Origin of the sequence: Leifsonia sp. SIMBA_070 (assembly GCF_046534635.1) — a bacterium.
Classification (GTDB): Bacteria; Actinomycetota; Actinomycetes; order Actinomycetales; family Microbacteriaceae; genus Leifsonia.
In genome coordinates this window covers 947,369-962,152 of record NZ_JAWRYK010000001.1, presented here as the reverse complement: position 1 = coordinate 962,152, position 14,784 = coordinate 947,369, and the positions used below count along the sequence as shown (strand labels likewise).

Annotated in this window: 16 protein-coding genes; 3 read left to right on the top strand and 13 right to left on the bottom strand. The window is 69.3% G+C overall.

Annotated elements, in window-relative coordinates; all coding sequences use genetic code 11:
• Nucleotides 1-16: 16 nt before the first annotated feature.
• The 7 genes from SB754_RS04440 to SB754_RS04410 all read right to left on the bottom strand — a co-directional run bounded on the left by SB754_RS04440 (nt 17) and on the right by SB754_RS04410 (nt 5,052).
• Nucleotides 17-808, bottom strand: coding sequence for a F0F1 ATP synthase subunit delta (locus SB754_RS04440; RefSeq protein ID WP_410781146.1), 792 nt, complete (start codon nt 806-808; stop codon nt 17-19).
• The gene (locus SB754_RS04435) at nt 808-1,365 is read right to left on the bottom strand and encodes a F0F1 ATP synthase subunit B (protein WP_410781145.1); all 558 of its coding nucleotides are present in this window, start codon (nt 1,363-1,365) and stop codon (nt 808-810) included. Before SB754_RS04435 ends, SB754_RS04440 begins: the two co-directional genes overlap by 1 nt.
• Nucleotides 1,366-1,396: 31 nt before the next feature.
• Nucleotides 1,397-1,618 (bottom strand): ATP synthase F0 subunit C, encoded by a 222-nt coding sequence (atpE, locus tag SB754_RS04430; protein ID WP_064111451.1) that lies wholly within the window; start codon nt 1,616-1,618, stop codon nt 1,397-1,399.
• A gap of 51 nt (nt 1,619-1,669) precedes the next feature.
• Nucleotides 1,670-2,467: a F0F1 ATP synthase subunit A gene (gene atpB, locus SB754_RS04425; protein ID WP_410781144.1), complete on the bottom strand. Its 798-nt coding sequence runs from the start codon at nt 2,465-2,467 to the stop codon at nt 1,670-1,672.
• Nucleotides 2,468-2,641: 174 nt separating this feature from the next.
• On the bottom strand, nt 2,642-3,112 hold the full coding sequence (locus SB754_RS04420) for a hypothetical protein (RefSeq protein ID WP_410781143.1): 471 nt from the start codon (nt 3,110-3,112) through the stop codon (nt 2,642-2,644).
• Complete coding sequence (locus SB754_RS04415; RefSeq protein ID WP_410781142.1) at nt 3,109-4,353, bottom strand: MraY family glycosyltransferase; 1,245 nt, start codon at nt 4,351-4,353, stop codon at nt 3,109-3,111. The genes SB754_RS04420 and SB754_RS04415 overlap by 4 nt, the downstream gene beginning before the upstream one ends.
• A gap of 3 nt (nt 4,354-4,356) precedes the next feature.
• The gene (locus SB754_RS04410) at nt 4,357-5,052 is read right to left on the bottom strand and encodes an L-threonylcarbamoyladenylate synthase (RefSeq protein WP_410781141.1); all 696 of its coding nucleotides are present in this window, start codon (nt 5,050-5,052) and stop codon (nt 4,357-4,359) included.
• A gap of 59 nt (nt 5,053-5,111) precedes the next feature.
• Between SB754_RS04410 and SB754_RS04405 the strand changes: the two genes are divergently transcribed.
• On the top strand, nt 5,112-5,744 hold the full coding sequence (locus tag SB754_RS04405; RefSeq protein WP_410781140.1) for an HAD family hydrolase: 633 nt from the start codon (nt 5,112-5,114) through the stop codon (nt 5,742-5,744).
• A 102-nt stretch (nt 5,745-5,846) separates the two neighbouring features.
• Here SB754_RS04405 and SB754_RS04400 read toward each other — a convergent pair whose 3' ends face one another.
• A complete protein-coding gene (locus tag SB754_RS04400; protein WP_410781139.1) occupies nt 5,847-6,644 on the bottom strand; it encodes an ABC transporter permease in 798 nt (265 codons plus the stop codon).
• Complete coding sequence (locus SB754_RS04395) at nt 6,641-7,570, bottom strand: ATP-binding cassette domain-containing protein (RefSeq protein WP_410781138.1); 930 nt, start codon at nt 7,568-7,570, stop codon at nt 6,641-6,643. The genes SB754_RS04400 and SB754_RS04395 overlap by 4 nt, the downstream gene beginning before the upstream one ends.
• A 111-nt stretch (nt 7,571-7,681) precedes the next feature.
• On the opposite strand from SB754_RS04395, the gene SB754_RS04390 reads away from it, so the two are divergent.
• Nucleotides 7,682-8,596, top strand: a complete 915-nt coding sequence (locus tag SB754_RS04390; protein ID WP_410781137.1) for a TetR/AcrR family transcriptional regulator — start codon at nt 7,682-7,684, stop codon at nt 8,594-8,596.
• A gap of 107 nt (nt 8,597-8,703) precedes the next feature.
• Here SB754_RS04390 and epsC read toward each other — a convergent pair whose 3' ends face one another.
• Both epsC and cysK read right to left on the bottom strand, forming a co-directional pair.
• A complete protein-coding gene (gene epsC, locus SB754_RS04385; RefSeq protein WP_410781136.1) occupies nt 8,704-9,273 on the bottom strand; it encodes a serine O-acetyltransferase EpsC in 570 nt (189 codons plus the stop codon).
• A 5-nt stretch (nt 9,274-9,278) separates the two neighbouring features.
• Nucleotides 9,279-10,217, bottom strand: coding sequence for a cysteine synthase A (gene cysK, locus SB754_RS04380; RefSeq protein WP_410781135.1), 939 nt, complete (start codon nt 10,215-10,217; stop codon nt 9,279-9,281).
• 135 nt (nt 10,218-10,352) lie between these two features.
• Between cysK and prmC the strand changes: the two genes are divergently transcribed.
• On the top strand, nt 10,353-11,249 hold the full coding sequence (gene prmC, locus SB754_RS04375; protein ID WP_410781134.1) for a peptide chain release factor N(5)-glutamine methyltransferase: 897 nt from the start codon (nt 10,353-10,355) through the stop codon (nt 11,247-11,249).
• A 103-nt stretch (nt 11,250-11,352) separates the two neighbouring features.
• On the opposite strand, the gene prfA is transcribed toward prmC, so the two are convergent.
• Both prfA and rho read right to left on the bottom strand, forming a co-directional pair.
• Nucleotides 11,353-12,426 (bottom strand): peptide chain release factor 1, encoded by a 1,074-nt coding sequence (prfA, locus tag SB754_RS04370; protein ID WP_410781133.1) that lies wholly within the window; start codon nt 12,424-12,426, stop codon nt 11,353-11,355.
• 87 nt (nt 12,427-12,513) lie between these two features.
• Nucleotides 12,514-14,760 carry a transcription termination factor Rho gene (gene rho, locus SB754_RS04365; RefSeq protein ID WP_410781132.1) on the bottom strand — a complete coding sequence of 749 codons (2,247 nt, stop codon included), beginning with the start codon at nt 14,758-14,760 and terminating at the stop codon, nt 12,514-12,516.
• Between the last annotated feature and the right edge of the window lie 24 nt (nt 14,761-14,784).

Below are 14,784 nucleotides of genomic sequence, written 5' to 3'. Positions count from 1 at the left end.
TCCTATCTTGGGGCGGTCAGCCCGCCAGCTGAAGCCGGAGTTCGGCCAGACGCGACGCGATGCTTCCATCGATGACGTCGTCACCGATCTGTACGCGCAATCCGCCGATGATCGAGGGGTCGACGACCTGGTTGATCTTCAGGTCGCCGTAGGTGGCACTGAGCACGGAGCGCAGGCGCTCGGCCTGGGTCTCGGGGAGCGGGGACGCGGCGTAGACCGTCGCGATCGTCTGGCGGTGCTGCGACGCCACGATGCGGGCGGCTGCGCGGAGCGACTCGCGGATGCTGCGGCCGCGCGGCTGCTCGACGAGCTGCCGCACGATGGCGACCGTCTGCTTCGAGGACCGCGGACCGAGCAGGCGCTCCACGAGGGCGACCTTCGAGTCGCTCGAGGCGAGCTTGCTGCGCAACGCGAGTTCGAGCTGCGCATCGGAGGTCACGGCGCCTCCGAAGGTGAACAGCTCGGACACGATGTCGACGTTCCGCGGCGCCGAGGCGGCGATCGCACGGATCCCCAGCTCTTCGATCGCGGCGAGCAGGTCGTCATGGCTGGACCAGCGCTGCGCGACGATCACGCCGAGCAGGCCGACGGTCTCCTCCGGCAGCGAGACGAAGATGCGCTTCACGAGCGTCGACTTCGCCGCCGGATCGGCCGTGGGGTCGCTGAGGACGGCTCGGAGCTGGGCCGAGTCTGCGACGACCCGTCCTGCGGCGAACAGGTCCTCAGCCGTCGCCAGATCGGCCTTGGATCCCAGGTCGGCGAGTGCCGACACGGACCGGGCCAATGCTTCTCTGGTGGCGCTTCCCATCAGTTGCCCGATCCTGCCTTCTGCTCGTCTGCCTCGAGGTCCGCCAGGAAGCGGTCGACGATGGCCTGAGCACGCTTGTCCTCGTCGAGAGCCTCGCGCACCACGGTCGACGCCAGGTCGATCGCGAGCGAGCCGACCTCGCCGCGCAGCTGCACGAGCGCCGTCTGACGCTCCGCGTCGAGCTGCGCCTGAGCCTGCGCGGTCACGCGTGCGGCCTCGACCGACGCGGCCTCACGGGCCTCGGCGACGATCTTCTGACCGTCGGTGCGAGCCGTCTCGCGGATCTTCGCAGCCTCGGCACGGGCCTCGGCGAGCTGGGCGGTGTACTCCTCGAGCAGGGCCTCGGCCTTGCGCTGAGCCTCGTCGGCCTTCTCGATGTTGCCCTCGATCGCCTCTGCACGCTCATCGAGCAGCTTCTTCATACGCGGGAGGACGAGCCTCCAGAAGAAGAACAGGATGACGATGAAGCAGATCAGGGCACCGATGATGTCCGGCCACGCGGGGATGAGCGGGTTGTGCTGCTCCTCCGCCGCGGTGATCACCACACTGCTGAGCATGGTTCCTCCTTACTGAGTGAGAAAAGAGGACTCAGACGAAGATGAAGTAGGTAGCGATACCGATGAAGGCGAGCGCCTCGGTGAACGCGATACCGATGTACATCAGGACCTGGAGACGACCGGCCAGCTCAGGCTGGCGGGCCACGCCCTCGATGGTCTTGCCGACGACGATGCCCACGCCGATGGCCGGGCCGATGGCGGCGAGGCCGTAACCGACGGTGGCGATGTTGCCGTTGATTGCAGCGATGTCCACTGTGTGTGTTTCCTTCCGTGATGGCGATCCGTGCGGGTGCGCGGATCGTTCTTAGTGTTCCTCGGCGACTGCCAGCTGGATGTAGACAGCGGTGAGCAGTGCGAAGACGTAGGCCTGCAGGACTGCGACCAGGATCTCGAACAGGGTGAAGACGAACCCGAAGGCGAAGGTTCCGATGCCGAAGAGAGACCAGAACCCGCCCGCGTTGAAGAAGAAGAAGGTGGTCGCGGTGAAGAACAGGACCAGCAGGAGGTGACCGACCACCATGTTCATCAGGAGTCGGAGGGTCAGCGTGATCGGACGCAGGATGAACGTCGAGACGAACTCGATCGGCGTCACGATGATGTACAGCGGCCACGGCACGCCGGGCGGGAACAGCGCGTTCTTGAAGAAGTTCGCCGGGCTCTTCTTGACGCCCGCGTAGATGAACGCGCCGTACGCGACGATCGCGAGCAGCATCGGGACCGCGATCACCGAGGTGCCCGCGATGTTGAGGAACGGGATGATGCCGGTGAGGTTGAAGAACAGCACCATGAAGAAGATGGTGGTCAGCAGCGGGAGGAAGCGGCGGCCGTCCTTCTTGCCGAGCAGGTCCTCCGCGATGTTGACGCGGACGAAGTCGAGGCCCATCTCGACGACCGACTGGAAGCGGCCGGGGATGAGGCGCATCCGGCGCGTGCCGAGCCAGAAGATGAGGATCAGCGCGATCGTCGCGATGATGCGGACGACGATGATGCGGTTGAACTCGAGGCCACCGATGGTGAACAGGGTCGGGGGGAAGAACTCGTTGATCGAGGGACCTTGGAAGCTTCCATCATCGGAGCTTGCGGCCTGGACCAGCAGGTTCACAGCGTTAGCTAACAGCGCTATCTCCTGTTTCGGGGCGTCGAGCTCATGGCTCTCGCGACGACGAACGGTGGGGCACCCTGCACTTCTCGCACGTCACGGGTTCTGAGCGCGAACGGGTGGGGGATCACTGATAACTCTACAAGAGTTTTCAGCCCATAACGAATTGGATACGGGTCAGCGCTTCTCACCTGGAAGGGTCACATCGCTGACGTAGGGCACGCGCGAGCGGAAGACCGCGATCATATCCACCACGAGCGATCCGATCACGCCCGCTATCAGGCTCAGGAACAGCACCACCGGGTTGATCCAGGGCTGGTCGCGCAGCACGATCGCGAGCACCAGGAACAGCACGAACTTCACGATCCAGCCGCCCAGCACGATGCCGAAGAAGAGGCCGACGAAGAGGTCGGAACCGATGAAGCGGTTGGCGATCAGGATGCTGAGCGCGGTGATCGACAGGAACACCGCGGCCATGGCGGTTCCGATCAGGGCGCTGGTGACGCCGACCCAGCCGGCGAAGAGGCCGCCCAGCAGCATCCCGACGACGGCGATGACACCGGCCAGGATCAGGCCGTACCGGAGCACATCCCGGAGGACGGGTGTGGAGGTCGGCTGCGCCGGGGCGCCGTCGGTGTGGTCGGTCATCGGGACTCCTCGGTGAGGGCGGGCGTCGTCTTCGCCGCGGTGCGTTCGCTCGCGGCGTCGAGCTGGTCGAATCGTGCGGTCTCCACGGCTTCACGGCTGCCGGCGGGGGCGAGCTCCGCCACGGCCTCCGTCGCCTTGCGGCGACTGAGCGGAGCGAGCGTGAAGGCGGTACAGACGACCAGCCCGATGGCGACGAAGACGATCGCCATCCAGTACGGGTCGAAGAAGAACAGCAGGCAGCCGATCGAGAGCACGGCGGTCCACGCGTAGAAGATGAGCACGGCGTGCAGGTGGGTGTGGCCCATGTCGAGCAGCCGGTGGTGGAGGTGCTTGCGGTCGGCGCTGAACGGCGACTTGCCCGCCCGAAGCCTCCGGATGACGGCGAGGCCGAAGTCGAGCAACGGTACGACGAGCACCGCGAACGGCAGGATGACCGGGATGAACGCGGGCACCAGCGACGACTTGCCGAGGGTCTGCAGGGCCTCCGGGTTGATCGTGCCGGTCACCGAGATGGCCGAGGTCGCCATGAGCAGACCGATGAGGAGGGCGCCGGCATCCCCCATGAACATCTTCGCCGGATGCCAGTTCAGCGGCAGGAAGCCGGCGCACGCCCCCACGAGGATCGCCGCGATCACTCCCGCGAGGCTGAAGTAGTTCTGCGGGCTGATCTCGCGCTGCAGCAGATACGTGTAGACGAGGAAGGTGCCGTTCGCGATGAGCGCGACGCCGGCGACCAGGCCGTCCAGGCCGTCGATGAAGTTGATCGCGTTCATCACCAGCACGATCGCGAACAGGGTGATGATGATCGACATCACCGGCGAACCGACCGTCAGACCGCCGATCGGCAGCGAGTAGATCTGCACGCCCAGCCAGGCCACGAGTCCGGCGGCCACGAACTGGCCGGCCAGTTTCGTCATCCAGTCGAGGTCCCAGATGTCGTCGGCCACACCGATGACGACGATGAGCAGGGAGGCTCCGAGGATGGCCAGGATCGGCCCCTGATCCGAGAAGATCAGCGAGAGCACGCCGAACTGGCTCGACAGCAGCCAGGAGACGCCGAAGGCGACCAGGATGCCGAGGAACATCGCGACACCGCCGAGCCGGGGCGTCGGGCGGGTGTGCACGTCACGCGCCCGGATCTTCGGGTACAGCTTGTACCGCATCGCGAGCTTGTAGACGACGAAGGACATCCCGAAGGTGATGACCGCCGAGATCAGGGCGAGGGCGAGGAGGAGCGTCACGGGTCAGGCGTCCGACGGCGCGGCGAGGGCGTCGCCGACGACCTCCCGCAGCTGCTCGACCGACACGACGCCGTGGCGGAGGATGCGCAGACCCCCGGAGCCCGAGGCGAGCGCCGTCGCATCCACGATCGTCGACGAGGAGTCCTTGCCCTCGACGCGGTCGTAGGCGGAACCGGCCTCTCCCCCGTCCAGGTAGACGGAAATGGAGTCGCCGAGCATCGCCTCAGCCTCCGCAGCGGTGCGCGCGGCCGGACGACCGGTCAGGTTGGCGGACGAGACGGCGAGCGGGCCGGTCTCGGAGAGCAGCTCCAGCGCGATGGTGTCCTTCGGCATCCGGAGCGCGACGGTCCCCTTGGTCTCGCCGAGATCCCACACCAGGGAGGGCGAGGCCGGCAGCACGATGGTGAGGCCGCCGGGCCAGAACGCCTTGACCAGCGCATCCACCTCGTCGGGCACCTGCTCGGCGAGCGCTGCAAGGGTCGGGATGCCGGGCACGAGCACCGGAGGCGGCGACTGACGGCCGCGTCCCTTCGCGTCGAGGAGGCGCTGGACAGCAGCGGGATTGAACGCGTCGGCAGCGACGCCGTAGACGGTGTCGGTGGGGATGACGACGAGTTCGCCGCGACCGATCGCCGCCCGCGCGAGACGCATGCCGGTGAGCAGCTCGGAGTCGACCGAGCAGTCGTAGATGGGAGCCATGACGGCTCAATGATAGCCGGGGCGTAGAGGGACAGACTGGGAGGACGATACTGGGAGCGATGGATGTCTACTTCTTCGACTGCGACAAGACGCTCTACGACTACGACTTCCACAAGCGGCTGCCGAAGCTCGCGGAGCTCGGGGGTGTGAGCCAGTACCGGCTCGCCTCCTCCTGGTGGGCCGGCGGCCACGAGCGGGCGGCCGAGATCGGCGAGTACTCGACCAGCGAGGAGTACCTGGACGCGTTCGCCGAAGTGACAGGTGCGCGGCTGAGCCTCGCCGAGTGGCAGGAGGCGCGCAAGGCCGCGATGACGCCCATCCCCGGCGCCATCGCCGCGCTGCACGAGGCGGCAGGGCTCGGGACGGTGTCGCTCCTGTCGAACAACCCCATCCCGTTCAAGGACTCGCTGCCGGTGCTCACTCCCGAGATCGTGGACGTGCTCGGCGGCAACGACCTCGTCTCTGCGGTGCTCGGCGCGCGGAAGCCCGAGCGCCGCATCTACACGCGGGCGCTCGGGCGGTTCGGGATCGACCCCTCCGACGCGATCCTCTTCGACGACTCGACCGCGAACGTGGAGGGCGCCCGCGCCTGCGGCATGCACGCCTACCACTTCGCGAAGAACGAGGACGGCTCCTTCGACACGGCCGGAATGCTCGACGCCATCCACGCGTTCGCCTCCCGCCCCCGCTGACGCCCCTCCCCTCTCCCCCCACCGTCGAGTCCACACTTTCTGCACGCGACGCGCCGTGGCGGCGTGCAAAAAGTGTGGACTCGGCAGTGGGGAGCGGGCGGGTCAGCGGCGCGCGGCGGAGCGGCGGAAGAGCCAGGCGGACCAGACGTAGGCGGCGGCGATGATGAGGGCGCACCAGCCGAGGGCCCACCACAGGTCGGAGCCGGGGTCGCGGCCGAACAGCAGGGCGCGGATGGTCTCGATGATCGGCGTGATCGGCTGGTTCTCGGCGATCCACTGCAGCCAGCTCGGCATAGTGTCCGTCGGCACGAAGGCGCTCGACAGGTACGGGAGGAACAGCAGCGCGAAGCCGTAGCCGCTTGCGGCGGTCGCGCTCTTCGCTGCCAGCCCGAGCCCGGCGAACAGCCAGGTGATGGCGAGGATGAACAACGCGACCACGCCGAGCGCTCCCATCCACTGCAGGATGTCGGCGGTGGGCCGGAAGCCGACGAGCAGAGCCACCGCGATCACGACGCCCGTCGCGAACAGGTTCCGCACGAGGCTGGCGACCACATGGCCCGTCACCACCCCGCGAGAGCGCAGCGGCATGGTGCGGAACCGGTCGACGATGCCGTCGCTCATGTCCCGCGCGACGTCGACCGCGGTACTCGAGGCGCCGAAGCCCGCGCAGAGCAGGATGATGCCGGGCACGACGTACTGCACGTAGCCGCCCTCCGCATCCAGGGCGCCACCGAACACGAACGTGAACAGCAGCATCAGCATGACGGGCAGGACGATCGCCATGGTCAGCGCTTCGACGTCGCGCAGAGAGTGGCGGATGCTGCGGCCGACGAACACGCGGGCGCTGGTGAGCGGCGTGACCGGCCGCTCCGGGCGGGTGGGGACGGTGAGGGCGGTCATCGGACGGCCTCCTTCTGGATCGCGGTGACGGTGGTCGGAGTGGTGGATGTCGTGCCGGCCTGCTGGCCGGTCAGTGCGAGGAATGCGTCGTCGAGCGACGGCTTGCGGATGCCGATGGACCCGCCGGGGACGTGCAGGGCGTCGAGTTCGTCGATCGCCGTGCGCAGCGCCTCCACGCTTCCATCGGTGGGCAGCTCGCGGACGATGTCGCCCCTCCCGTCGCGCAGCTCGACGACCTCGCCGCCGACCTGGGACTTGAGCTCGGCGGCCGTGCCCTCCGCGACGATCACGCCGCGGTCGAGGACGGCGATCCGGTCGGCGAGACGGTCGGCCTCCTCCAGGTACTGCGTGGTCAGGAGGATGGTGGTCCCCCGGCGCGCGAGGTCCTGGATGATGTCCCACAGCGTCTGCCTGCTGCGCGTGTCGAGCCCGGTCGTCGGCTCGTCGAGGAAGATCACCGGAGGCGTGGCGACCAGGCTGAGCGCTAGGTCGAGCCGGCGGCGCATCCCGCCGGAGTAGGTGGCGACCCGCTTACGCGCCGCACCGCCGAGGTCGAAGCGCTCGATGAGCTCGCTCGCGCGGTTCTTCGCCTCGGCCGGGGTGAAGCCGGAGAGCCGCGCCATCATGCGCAGGTTCTCCTCCGCGGTGAGGACGCCGTCCACCGCCGCTGCCTGGCCGGTGACGCTGATCGCCCGCCGGACGCCGTCGGCATCGGAGGCGAGGTCGTGCCCAGCGATGGTCACGGTGCCCGCGTCGGGCTCCACGAGCGTCGCGAGGATGTTGATGAGCGTGGTCTTGCCCGCTCCGTTCGGGCCGAGCAGCGCGAACACGCTGCCCGTCTCCACGCGGAGGTCGATGCCGTCGAGGACGGTCTGCGCGCCGAACGTCTTGCGCACCCCCGTCACGTCGATCGCCGGTCGGTTCATGATGGTTCCTTTCGACTGTGTGTCACGTAAACTGTTTATGTCGCATACGGTTGTTTAAGTGATACACAGTTCTAGGATGGGTGTCAACACCTCACCCGGGAAGGCGCGCAGATGCCAGAAGACGTCGAAGAGGCGCTCCCGCGCGCCGTCGCCCTGAGCTGGGGCGTCGCCGAGCACCCGCAGCGCGGGCCCAAGCGCGAGCTGAGCATCGAGCGGATCGTCGACGCGGCGATCGACCTGGCCGACGCGGAAGGGCTGGGGGCGGTCTCCATGAGCCGGATCGCCGGGGAGCTCGGCTTCACGACGATGTCCCTGTACCGCTACGTGACCAGCAAGGACGACGTCCTCGCCCTCATGCAGGACGCTGTGTGCGCGATCCCGATCCCCGCCGACGACGAACTGGCCGGGAAGGGGGACGACCACCACTGGCGCGACGGGCTGCGGCGCTGGGCGATGGCGACGATCGAGGTGATGCGCGAGCATCCCTGGTTCCCCGACATCCCGATCAGCGGCATCCCGCTCATGCCGAACAACCTGGCCGTGCTCGACTGGGGTCTCCGCGAGATGCGGTCACTGCCGCTGACCGACGCCGAGAAGATGTCGACGGCGCTGCTGTTGTCGTCGTACGCACGCGCCATCGGTGTGGTCGAGCGGGACGTGACGCGCTCGCGGCAGGCCGACGGTCCTCCCGCGTACGGGGAGGCCTTCACGCGTGCGCTCGCGGAGCTCGTCACGCCCGAGCGGTTCCCCGACCTCGCGCCGCTGGTCGCCACCGGAGCGTATGCCGACGCCGACGGCGGTGAGCAGGACGACTTCGCGTTCGGACTCGACCGCATCCTCGACGGGATCGAGCGCTACATCGGGGAGCGCGGTGGCGCCGAACCTGTCGCCCCCGAGCCGCTGCCCCAGCCGATTCCGCGCGACAAAGCCGTCCGCGAGGCGGTGAAGGCCCGCCGCGAGGCCGAGTCCAAGCTGCGCGAGGCCCGCAAGCGCGAGCGCGAGGCGATCGAGCGCGCCCGCCGCTGACGCCCCTCTGCGGCACCGCCCACACCGCCCACCGTCGAGTACACGAATCTTGCACGCCGGGACGGCGTGTCGCGTGCAGAAAGTGTGTACTCGACGGTGGGCGGAGGTCAGATGTAGAGCGCGGGGTCCAGGTAGGTGTCGCCGGGGATCTGCTCGTGTCCGGAGCGCGGGCGAGGGTGCGCGGGGACACCGACCAGGAGCGAGTAGGGCGGCGCGTCGTGCGTGACGACCGCATTCGCTCCGATGACGGAGTGCTCGCCGATCGTGATCGCGCCGAGCACCTTCGCGCCGGCGCCGACTACAACGCCATCATGCACGGTGGGATGCCGCTTGCCATGCCCGCTCCCCCGGCCGCCCAGGGTCACGCCGTGGTAGAGCATGACGTCGTCGCCGATCCAGGTCGTCTCGCCGATCACCACGCCCATCCCGTGGTCGATGAAGAAGCGCCGGCCGATGCGCGCGCCGGGGTGGATCTCGATGCCGGTGAGGAACCGTGCGAACTGGGACAGGAAGCGCGCGGGCGTCCGCAGGCCGGCGCACCACATCCTGTGGGCCACCCGGTACGCCCACACCGCGTGCAGCCCGGAGTAGGCGACCGCCATCTCGAAGCCGCCGCGGGCCGCGGGGTCGTGGCGCTGGGCGTTGCGGAGGTCCTCCCGCGCCCGGAAGATCGGCACTCCGCTCAGTCCAGCAGGTCCGCCCACAGCGGCGTGGAGATGTACCGCTCACCGGTGTCGCAGACGACCGCGACGATGGTCTTCCCGGCATTCTCGGGGCGCTTCGCGAGCTGCAGCGCCGCCCAGACGATCGCGCCAGACGAGATCCCGGCGAGGATGCCCTCCTCGCTGGCCAGCTTCTTGGCCACGTCCAGCGCGTCCTCGAACGACACGTCGACGACCTCGTCATAGATGGTCGTGTCGAGGATCTCGGGCACGAAGTTGGCGCCCATCCCCTGGATCTTGTGCGGGCCGGGCTTCCCGCCGTTCAGGATGGGCGAGTCGAGCGGCTCCACCGCGACGACCTTCACCTCGGGCTTGCGCTCCTTGAGCACCTGGCCGACGCCCGTGATCGTGCCGCCCGTCCCGACCCCGGAGACGAAGATGTCGACGCCGCCGTCGGTGTCCGCCCAGATCTCCTCGGCGGTGGTGGCGCGGTGGATGGCGGGGTTCGCCTCGTTCGCGAACTGCCGCGCCCAGATGGCGTTCTCGGTGCTCTCGACGATCTGCTGGGCCGTCTCGACCGCGCCGCGCATCCCATCCGGTCCGGGCGTCAGCACGATCTCTGCGCCGAACGCGCGCAGCAGCACGCGGCGCTCCTTGCTCATGGTCTCCGGCATCGCGAGGATGACCTTGTATCCGCGCGCGGCCCCCACCATTGCGAGGGCGATGCCGGTGTTGCCGCTCGTGGCCTCCACGATGGTTCCGCCCGGACGCAGCGCGCCCTCCTTCTCGGCCGCCTCGATGATGGCGACGCCGATGCGGTCCTTCACGCTTCCGGCGGGGTTGTAGAACTCCAGCTTGCCGAGCACGGTCGCGTCCACCCCCTCGGTGAGCCGGTTGAGCCGGACGAGCGGCGTCCGTCCGACGGCCTGGGTGATGTTGTCGTAGATGTGACCGGGCATGGGCCTCTTCCTCGTACAGGTGACGGTGGATGCGAACGCGTCACCACTCTAGACGCCGAGCCCTCGTCCGGAAGCTGTGTGACGGGACGGGAGGCGACCGAACGGTGTGTGACGGGACGGTAGGCTCGTCGGGCCATGAACCCCAGCTCCCCGACGCCCGGCTCCGCCTCCGCTCCCGTGTCCGCCCGCACGCTTCGTGAGCACTCCGCAGCCGTACTCGGCCGGGCCGGCGTGCCGGATCCGGAGGTCGACGCCGAGCTGCTGCTCGGGCATGTGCTCGGCGTCAGCCGCGGCCGCGTGCAGGCCCTGGTGGTGATGGATGCGGAGGTCGCAGGGGAGGACGCCGAACGGCTCCGGGGGCTGGTCGAGCGCCGCGCCGCGCGCGAGCCGCTGCAGCACATCACGGGGCGCGCGCCGTTCCGTTCGCTCGAGCTGAACGTCGGGCCCGGCGTATTCGTGCCCCGTCCGGAGACGGAGCAGGTGGCTCAGTTCGCGATCGACGCGCTGCGCGCCATCCCCTCGCCGGCTCCGGTCGCCGTCGACCTCGGGACGGGGAGCGGCGCGATCGCGCTCGCACTCGCCACGGAGGTGCCGCACGCATGCGTCTACGCCGTCGAGAACTCGCCCGAGGCCTTCATCTGGGCGCGCCGCAACATCGACGAGGTCGGCACGACCAACCTGACGCCGGTGTTCATCGACCTCGCGGACGCGCTGCCGCAGCTCGATGGGACGGTGGACGTGGTGATCTCGAACCCGCCCTACGTGCCCGACGACGCCATCCCGCGCGACCCCGAAGTGCGGCTGCACGACCCGCACGCCGCCCTGTACGGCGGCCCGGACGGGCTGGATGTGGTGCGGACCATCTCGCGTGTCGCCCAGCGCCTGCTGCACCCCGGCGGCACGCTCGTGCTCGAGCACGGCGAGCTGCAGGGCGCGGCGATCCGCGACCTCCTGACCGCCGACGGCTGGCGCGCCGCCGCCACCCACCGCGACCTCACGACCCGCGACCGCGCCACCACCGCCCTTCGCTGACGCGGCCTGCCCCCACCGTCGAGTACACGATTTCTGCACGCGACACGCCGTTGCGGCGTGCAGAAATCGTGTACTCGACGGTGGGCGGAGGACCGAGGGAGGGTTAGTCGGCGAGGGCGGCTAGGCGAGACTCTTCGTCGGCGTGGATGTTCGACTCGATGACGGGGTCGAGGGCGCCGTTCATGACGGCGTCCAGGTTGTAGGCCTTGTAGCCGGTGCGGTGGTCGGCGATGCGGTTCTCGGGGAAGTTGTAGGTGCGGATGCGCTCCGAGCGGTCCATCGTGCGGATCTGGCCCTTGCGGAACTCGGCCGCCTCGGCGTCGGCCTCCTCCTGCTGGCGCGCGAGCAGGCGCGCGCGCAGCACGCGCATCGCCGCCTCGCGGTTCTGGAGCTGGCTCTTCTCGTTCTGCATCGACACGACGATGCCCGTCGGCACGTGCGTGATGCGCACAGCGGAGTCGGTCGTGTTGACCGACTGACCGCCCGGGCCGGACGAGCGGAACACATCGATCTTGAGGTCGTTCGGGTTGAGCTCGACCTCCTCCGGTTCGTCCACCTCCGGGAAGACGAGCACGCCGGCGGCGGAGGTGTGGATGCGGCCCTGCGACTCGGTCGCCGGCACGCGCTGCACGCGGTGGACGCCTCCCTCGTACTTCAGGTGCGCCCAGACTCCCTCGGCCGGGTCGGTCGAGCTGCCCTTGAACGCGACCTGCACGTCCTTGATCCCGCCCAGGTCGCTGGAGGTCTGCTCGATGATCTCGGCCTTCCAGCGCTTGGAGTCGGCGTAGTGCAGGTACATCCGAAGCAGGTCGCCGGCGAACAGGGCCGACTCGGCGCCGCCCTCCCCCATCTTGATCTCCATGATCACGTCGCGGCTGTCGTTCGGGTCGCGCGGGATGAGGAGACGTCGCAGCTTCTCGGTGGAGGCTGCGAGGCTCTCCTCCAGACCCGGGATCTCTTCGGCGAACGCCGCGTCCTCGGTGGCCAGCTCGCGGGCGGCCTCCAGGTCGTCGGAGAGCTGCCGCCACTCGTTGTACGACGCCACGATGCGCGAGAGCTCCGCGTAGCGGCGGTTCACTCGCTTGGAGCGCACAGGGTCGCTGTGCAGGTCCGGGTCGGAGAGCTGCTGCTGCAGGTCGTCGTGCTCGGCGATGAGCGTGTTCACCGATTCGAACATGGGGTCTTCTTTCTGCGGGAGGTGCCGGGGAACGCCGAAGCGCCCGCCCACCGTGCAGAAGGCACGGCGGACGGGCGCTGAACGCTGCTAGCGGTGGTCGTTCTCGTGGCCGTGCGAGTGCGCGGCACCGCGACCGTTGGCCGGCTCGGGCATCGACTTCTGCACCTGCATGAGGAACTCGACGTTGCTCGAGGTCTCCTTCAGGCGGCCGAGGACGATCTCGAGGGCCTGCTGCTGGTCCAGCCCGGCGAGGGCGCGGCGCAGCTTCCAGGTGATCTTGACCTCGTCCTGGCCCATCAGCATCTCTTCGCGGCGGGTGCCGGAGGCGTTGACGTCGACGGCCGGGAAGATGCGCTTGTCGGCCAGCTGGCGCGACAGGCGGAGCTCCATGTTGCCGGTGCCCTTGAACTCCTCGAAGATGACCTCGTCCATCTTGGAGCCGGTCTCGACGAGAGCGGACGCCAGGATGGTCAGCGATCCGCCGTGCTCGATGTTGCGGGCGGCGCCGAAGAAGCGCTTCGGCGGGTACAGCGCCGACGCGTCCACACCACCGGAGAGGATGCGGCCCGACGCCGGGGCGGTCAGGTTGTACGCACGGCCCAGGCGGGTGATGGAGTCGAGCAGCACGACGACGTCGTGGCCCAGCTCGACCAGGCGCTTCGCACGCTCGATGGCGAGCTCGGCGACGGTCGTGTGGTCCTCGGCGGGGCGGTCGAAGGTGGAGGCGATGACCTCGCCCTTCACCGTGCGCTGCATGTCGGTGACCTCTTCTGGCCGCTCGTCCACCAGCACCACCATGAGGTGCACCTCGGGGTTGTTGGCGGTGATCGCGTTGGCGATCTGCTGCATCACGATCGTCTTGCCGGCCTTCGGCGGCGCGACGATGAGGCCGCGCTGGCCTTTGCCGATCGGGGCGACGAGGTCGATGATCCGCTGGGTCACCTTGCTCGGCTCGGTCTCGAGCCGCAGGCGCTCCTGCGGGTACAGCGGCGTCAGCTTGCCGAACTCGACGCGCGCCGCGGCCTCCTCGGGGGTCTGCCCGTTGATCGAGTCGACCTTGACCAGCGCGTTGTACTTCTGGCGCGTGTTGTTCTCGTTGTCGCGCGGCTGGCGGATGGCGCCGACCACGGCGTCGCCCTTGCGGAGGCTGTACTTCTTGACCTGGCCGAGCGAGACGTACACGTCGCTCGCACCGGGCAGGTAGCCGGTGGTGCGGACGAACGCGTAGTTGTCGAGGACGTCGAGGATGCCGGCGACCGGGATGAGGACGTCGTCCTCGCTCAGCTCGGGCTCGAACTCGTCGCCGGCGGGGCCGCCGCGGCGCTTGCGGTTGCGGTCGCGGTAGCGTCCGCCGCGCTCGCCCTCTGCGAGGTCGTTCTGGGCGTTCTGGCCACGGTTCTGCTGGTCCTGCTGGCCGCGGTTCTGCTGACCCTGCCCGCCCTGCTGGAGGTCCTTGGGCTGACCCTGTCCCTGCTGCTGTCCCTGCTGGCCCTGCTGGCCCTGCTCGTTCTGCTGGCCGCTGTTCTTGTTGCGGTTGCGGTTGCGGCGGTTGCGGCCGGTGCCCTGCTGCTCGTTCTGGCCCTCGGCCTGGTCGGCCTGCTGGGCCTCGCCGCCCTGGCGGGCGCCCTCGGGCTGCTCCTGCGGCTGCTCGCCGTTCTGCTGCCCGTTCTGGGCGGGCGCGCCCGCGGCCTCCTGGGCCTGGTCGCCGTTCTGACCGCCCTGGCCGCGTCCGCGGCGGCGGCGGCCGTTGCCCTGCGCCTGCTCGCCGTTCAGCGGGCCGCGGGCCTGCTCGCGGGAGGCGAGGGCCGAGTCGAGGAGCGCATCCACATCGGGGATGAGCGACTCGACACCGGTGTCGCCGGAGTTGACGTGCGCGCCGGCGGCGACACCGTTGCCGGTGGCGATACCGGTGCCGTCCGGGCTGCTGACCCGGCGGGAGCCGCGACGACGCGGCTCGGCGGGCGCCTGCGCCCCCGCGTCGGCGGCGGCATCGGTCTGCGGCAGCACCGGGTCGCCCACGGTGGGCTCGACGCGCTCGGCGCCGGCCGGCTCGGCGATGAGCGGCTCGGCGATCAGCGGCTCGGTGAGCACCTGCGAGGCGGCGGCCGGTGCGGCCTCCACGTCGACAGGGCTCTCGGTGTGCACCGGCTCGGCGGCGTCGGTCGGAGCGGCGGCCGCACGTGCGGCAGCGATCGCCTCGACCAGCTCGCCCTTGCGGAGCCGGGTTGCGCCCTGGAGCCCGAGCCCGGCGGCGAGAGCTTGCAGCTCTGCCACCTTGAGCGAGGCCAGGTCGCTGGTGTCCACGCCCCCGGCGTGGAGTTCGACATCAGTCACGGAAGAGGATCCTTTCCCCCGGCG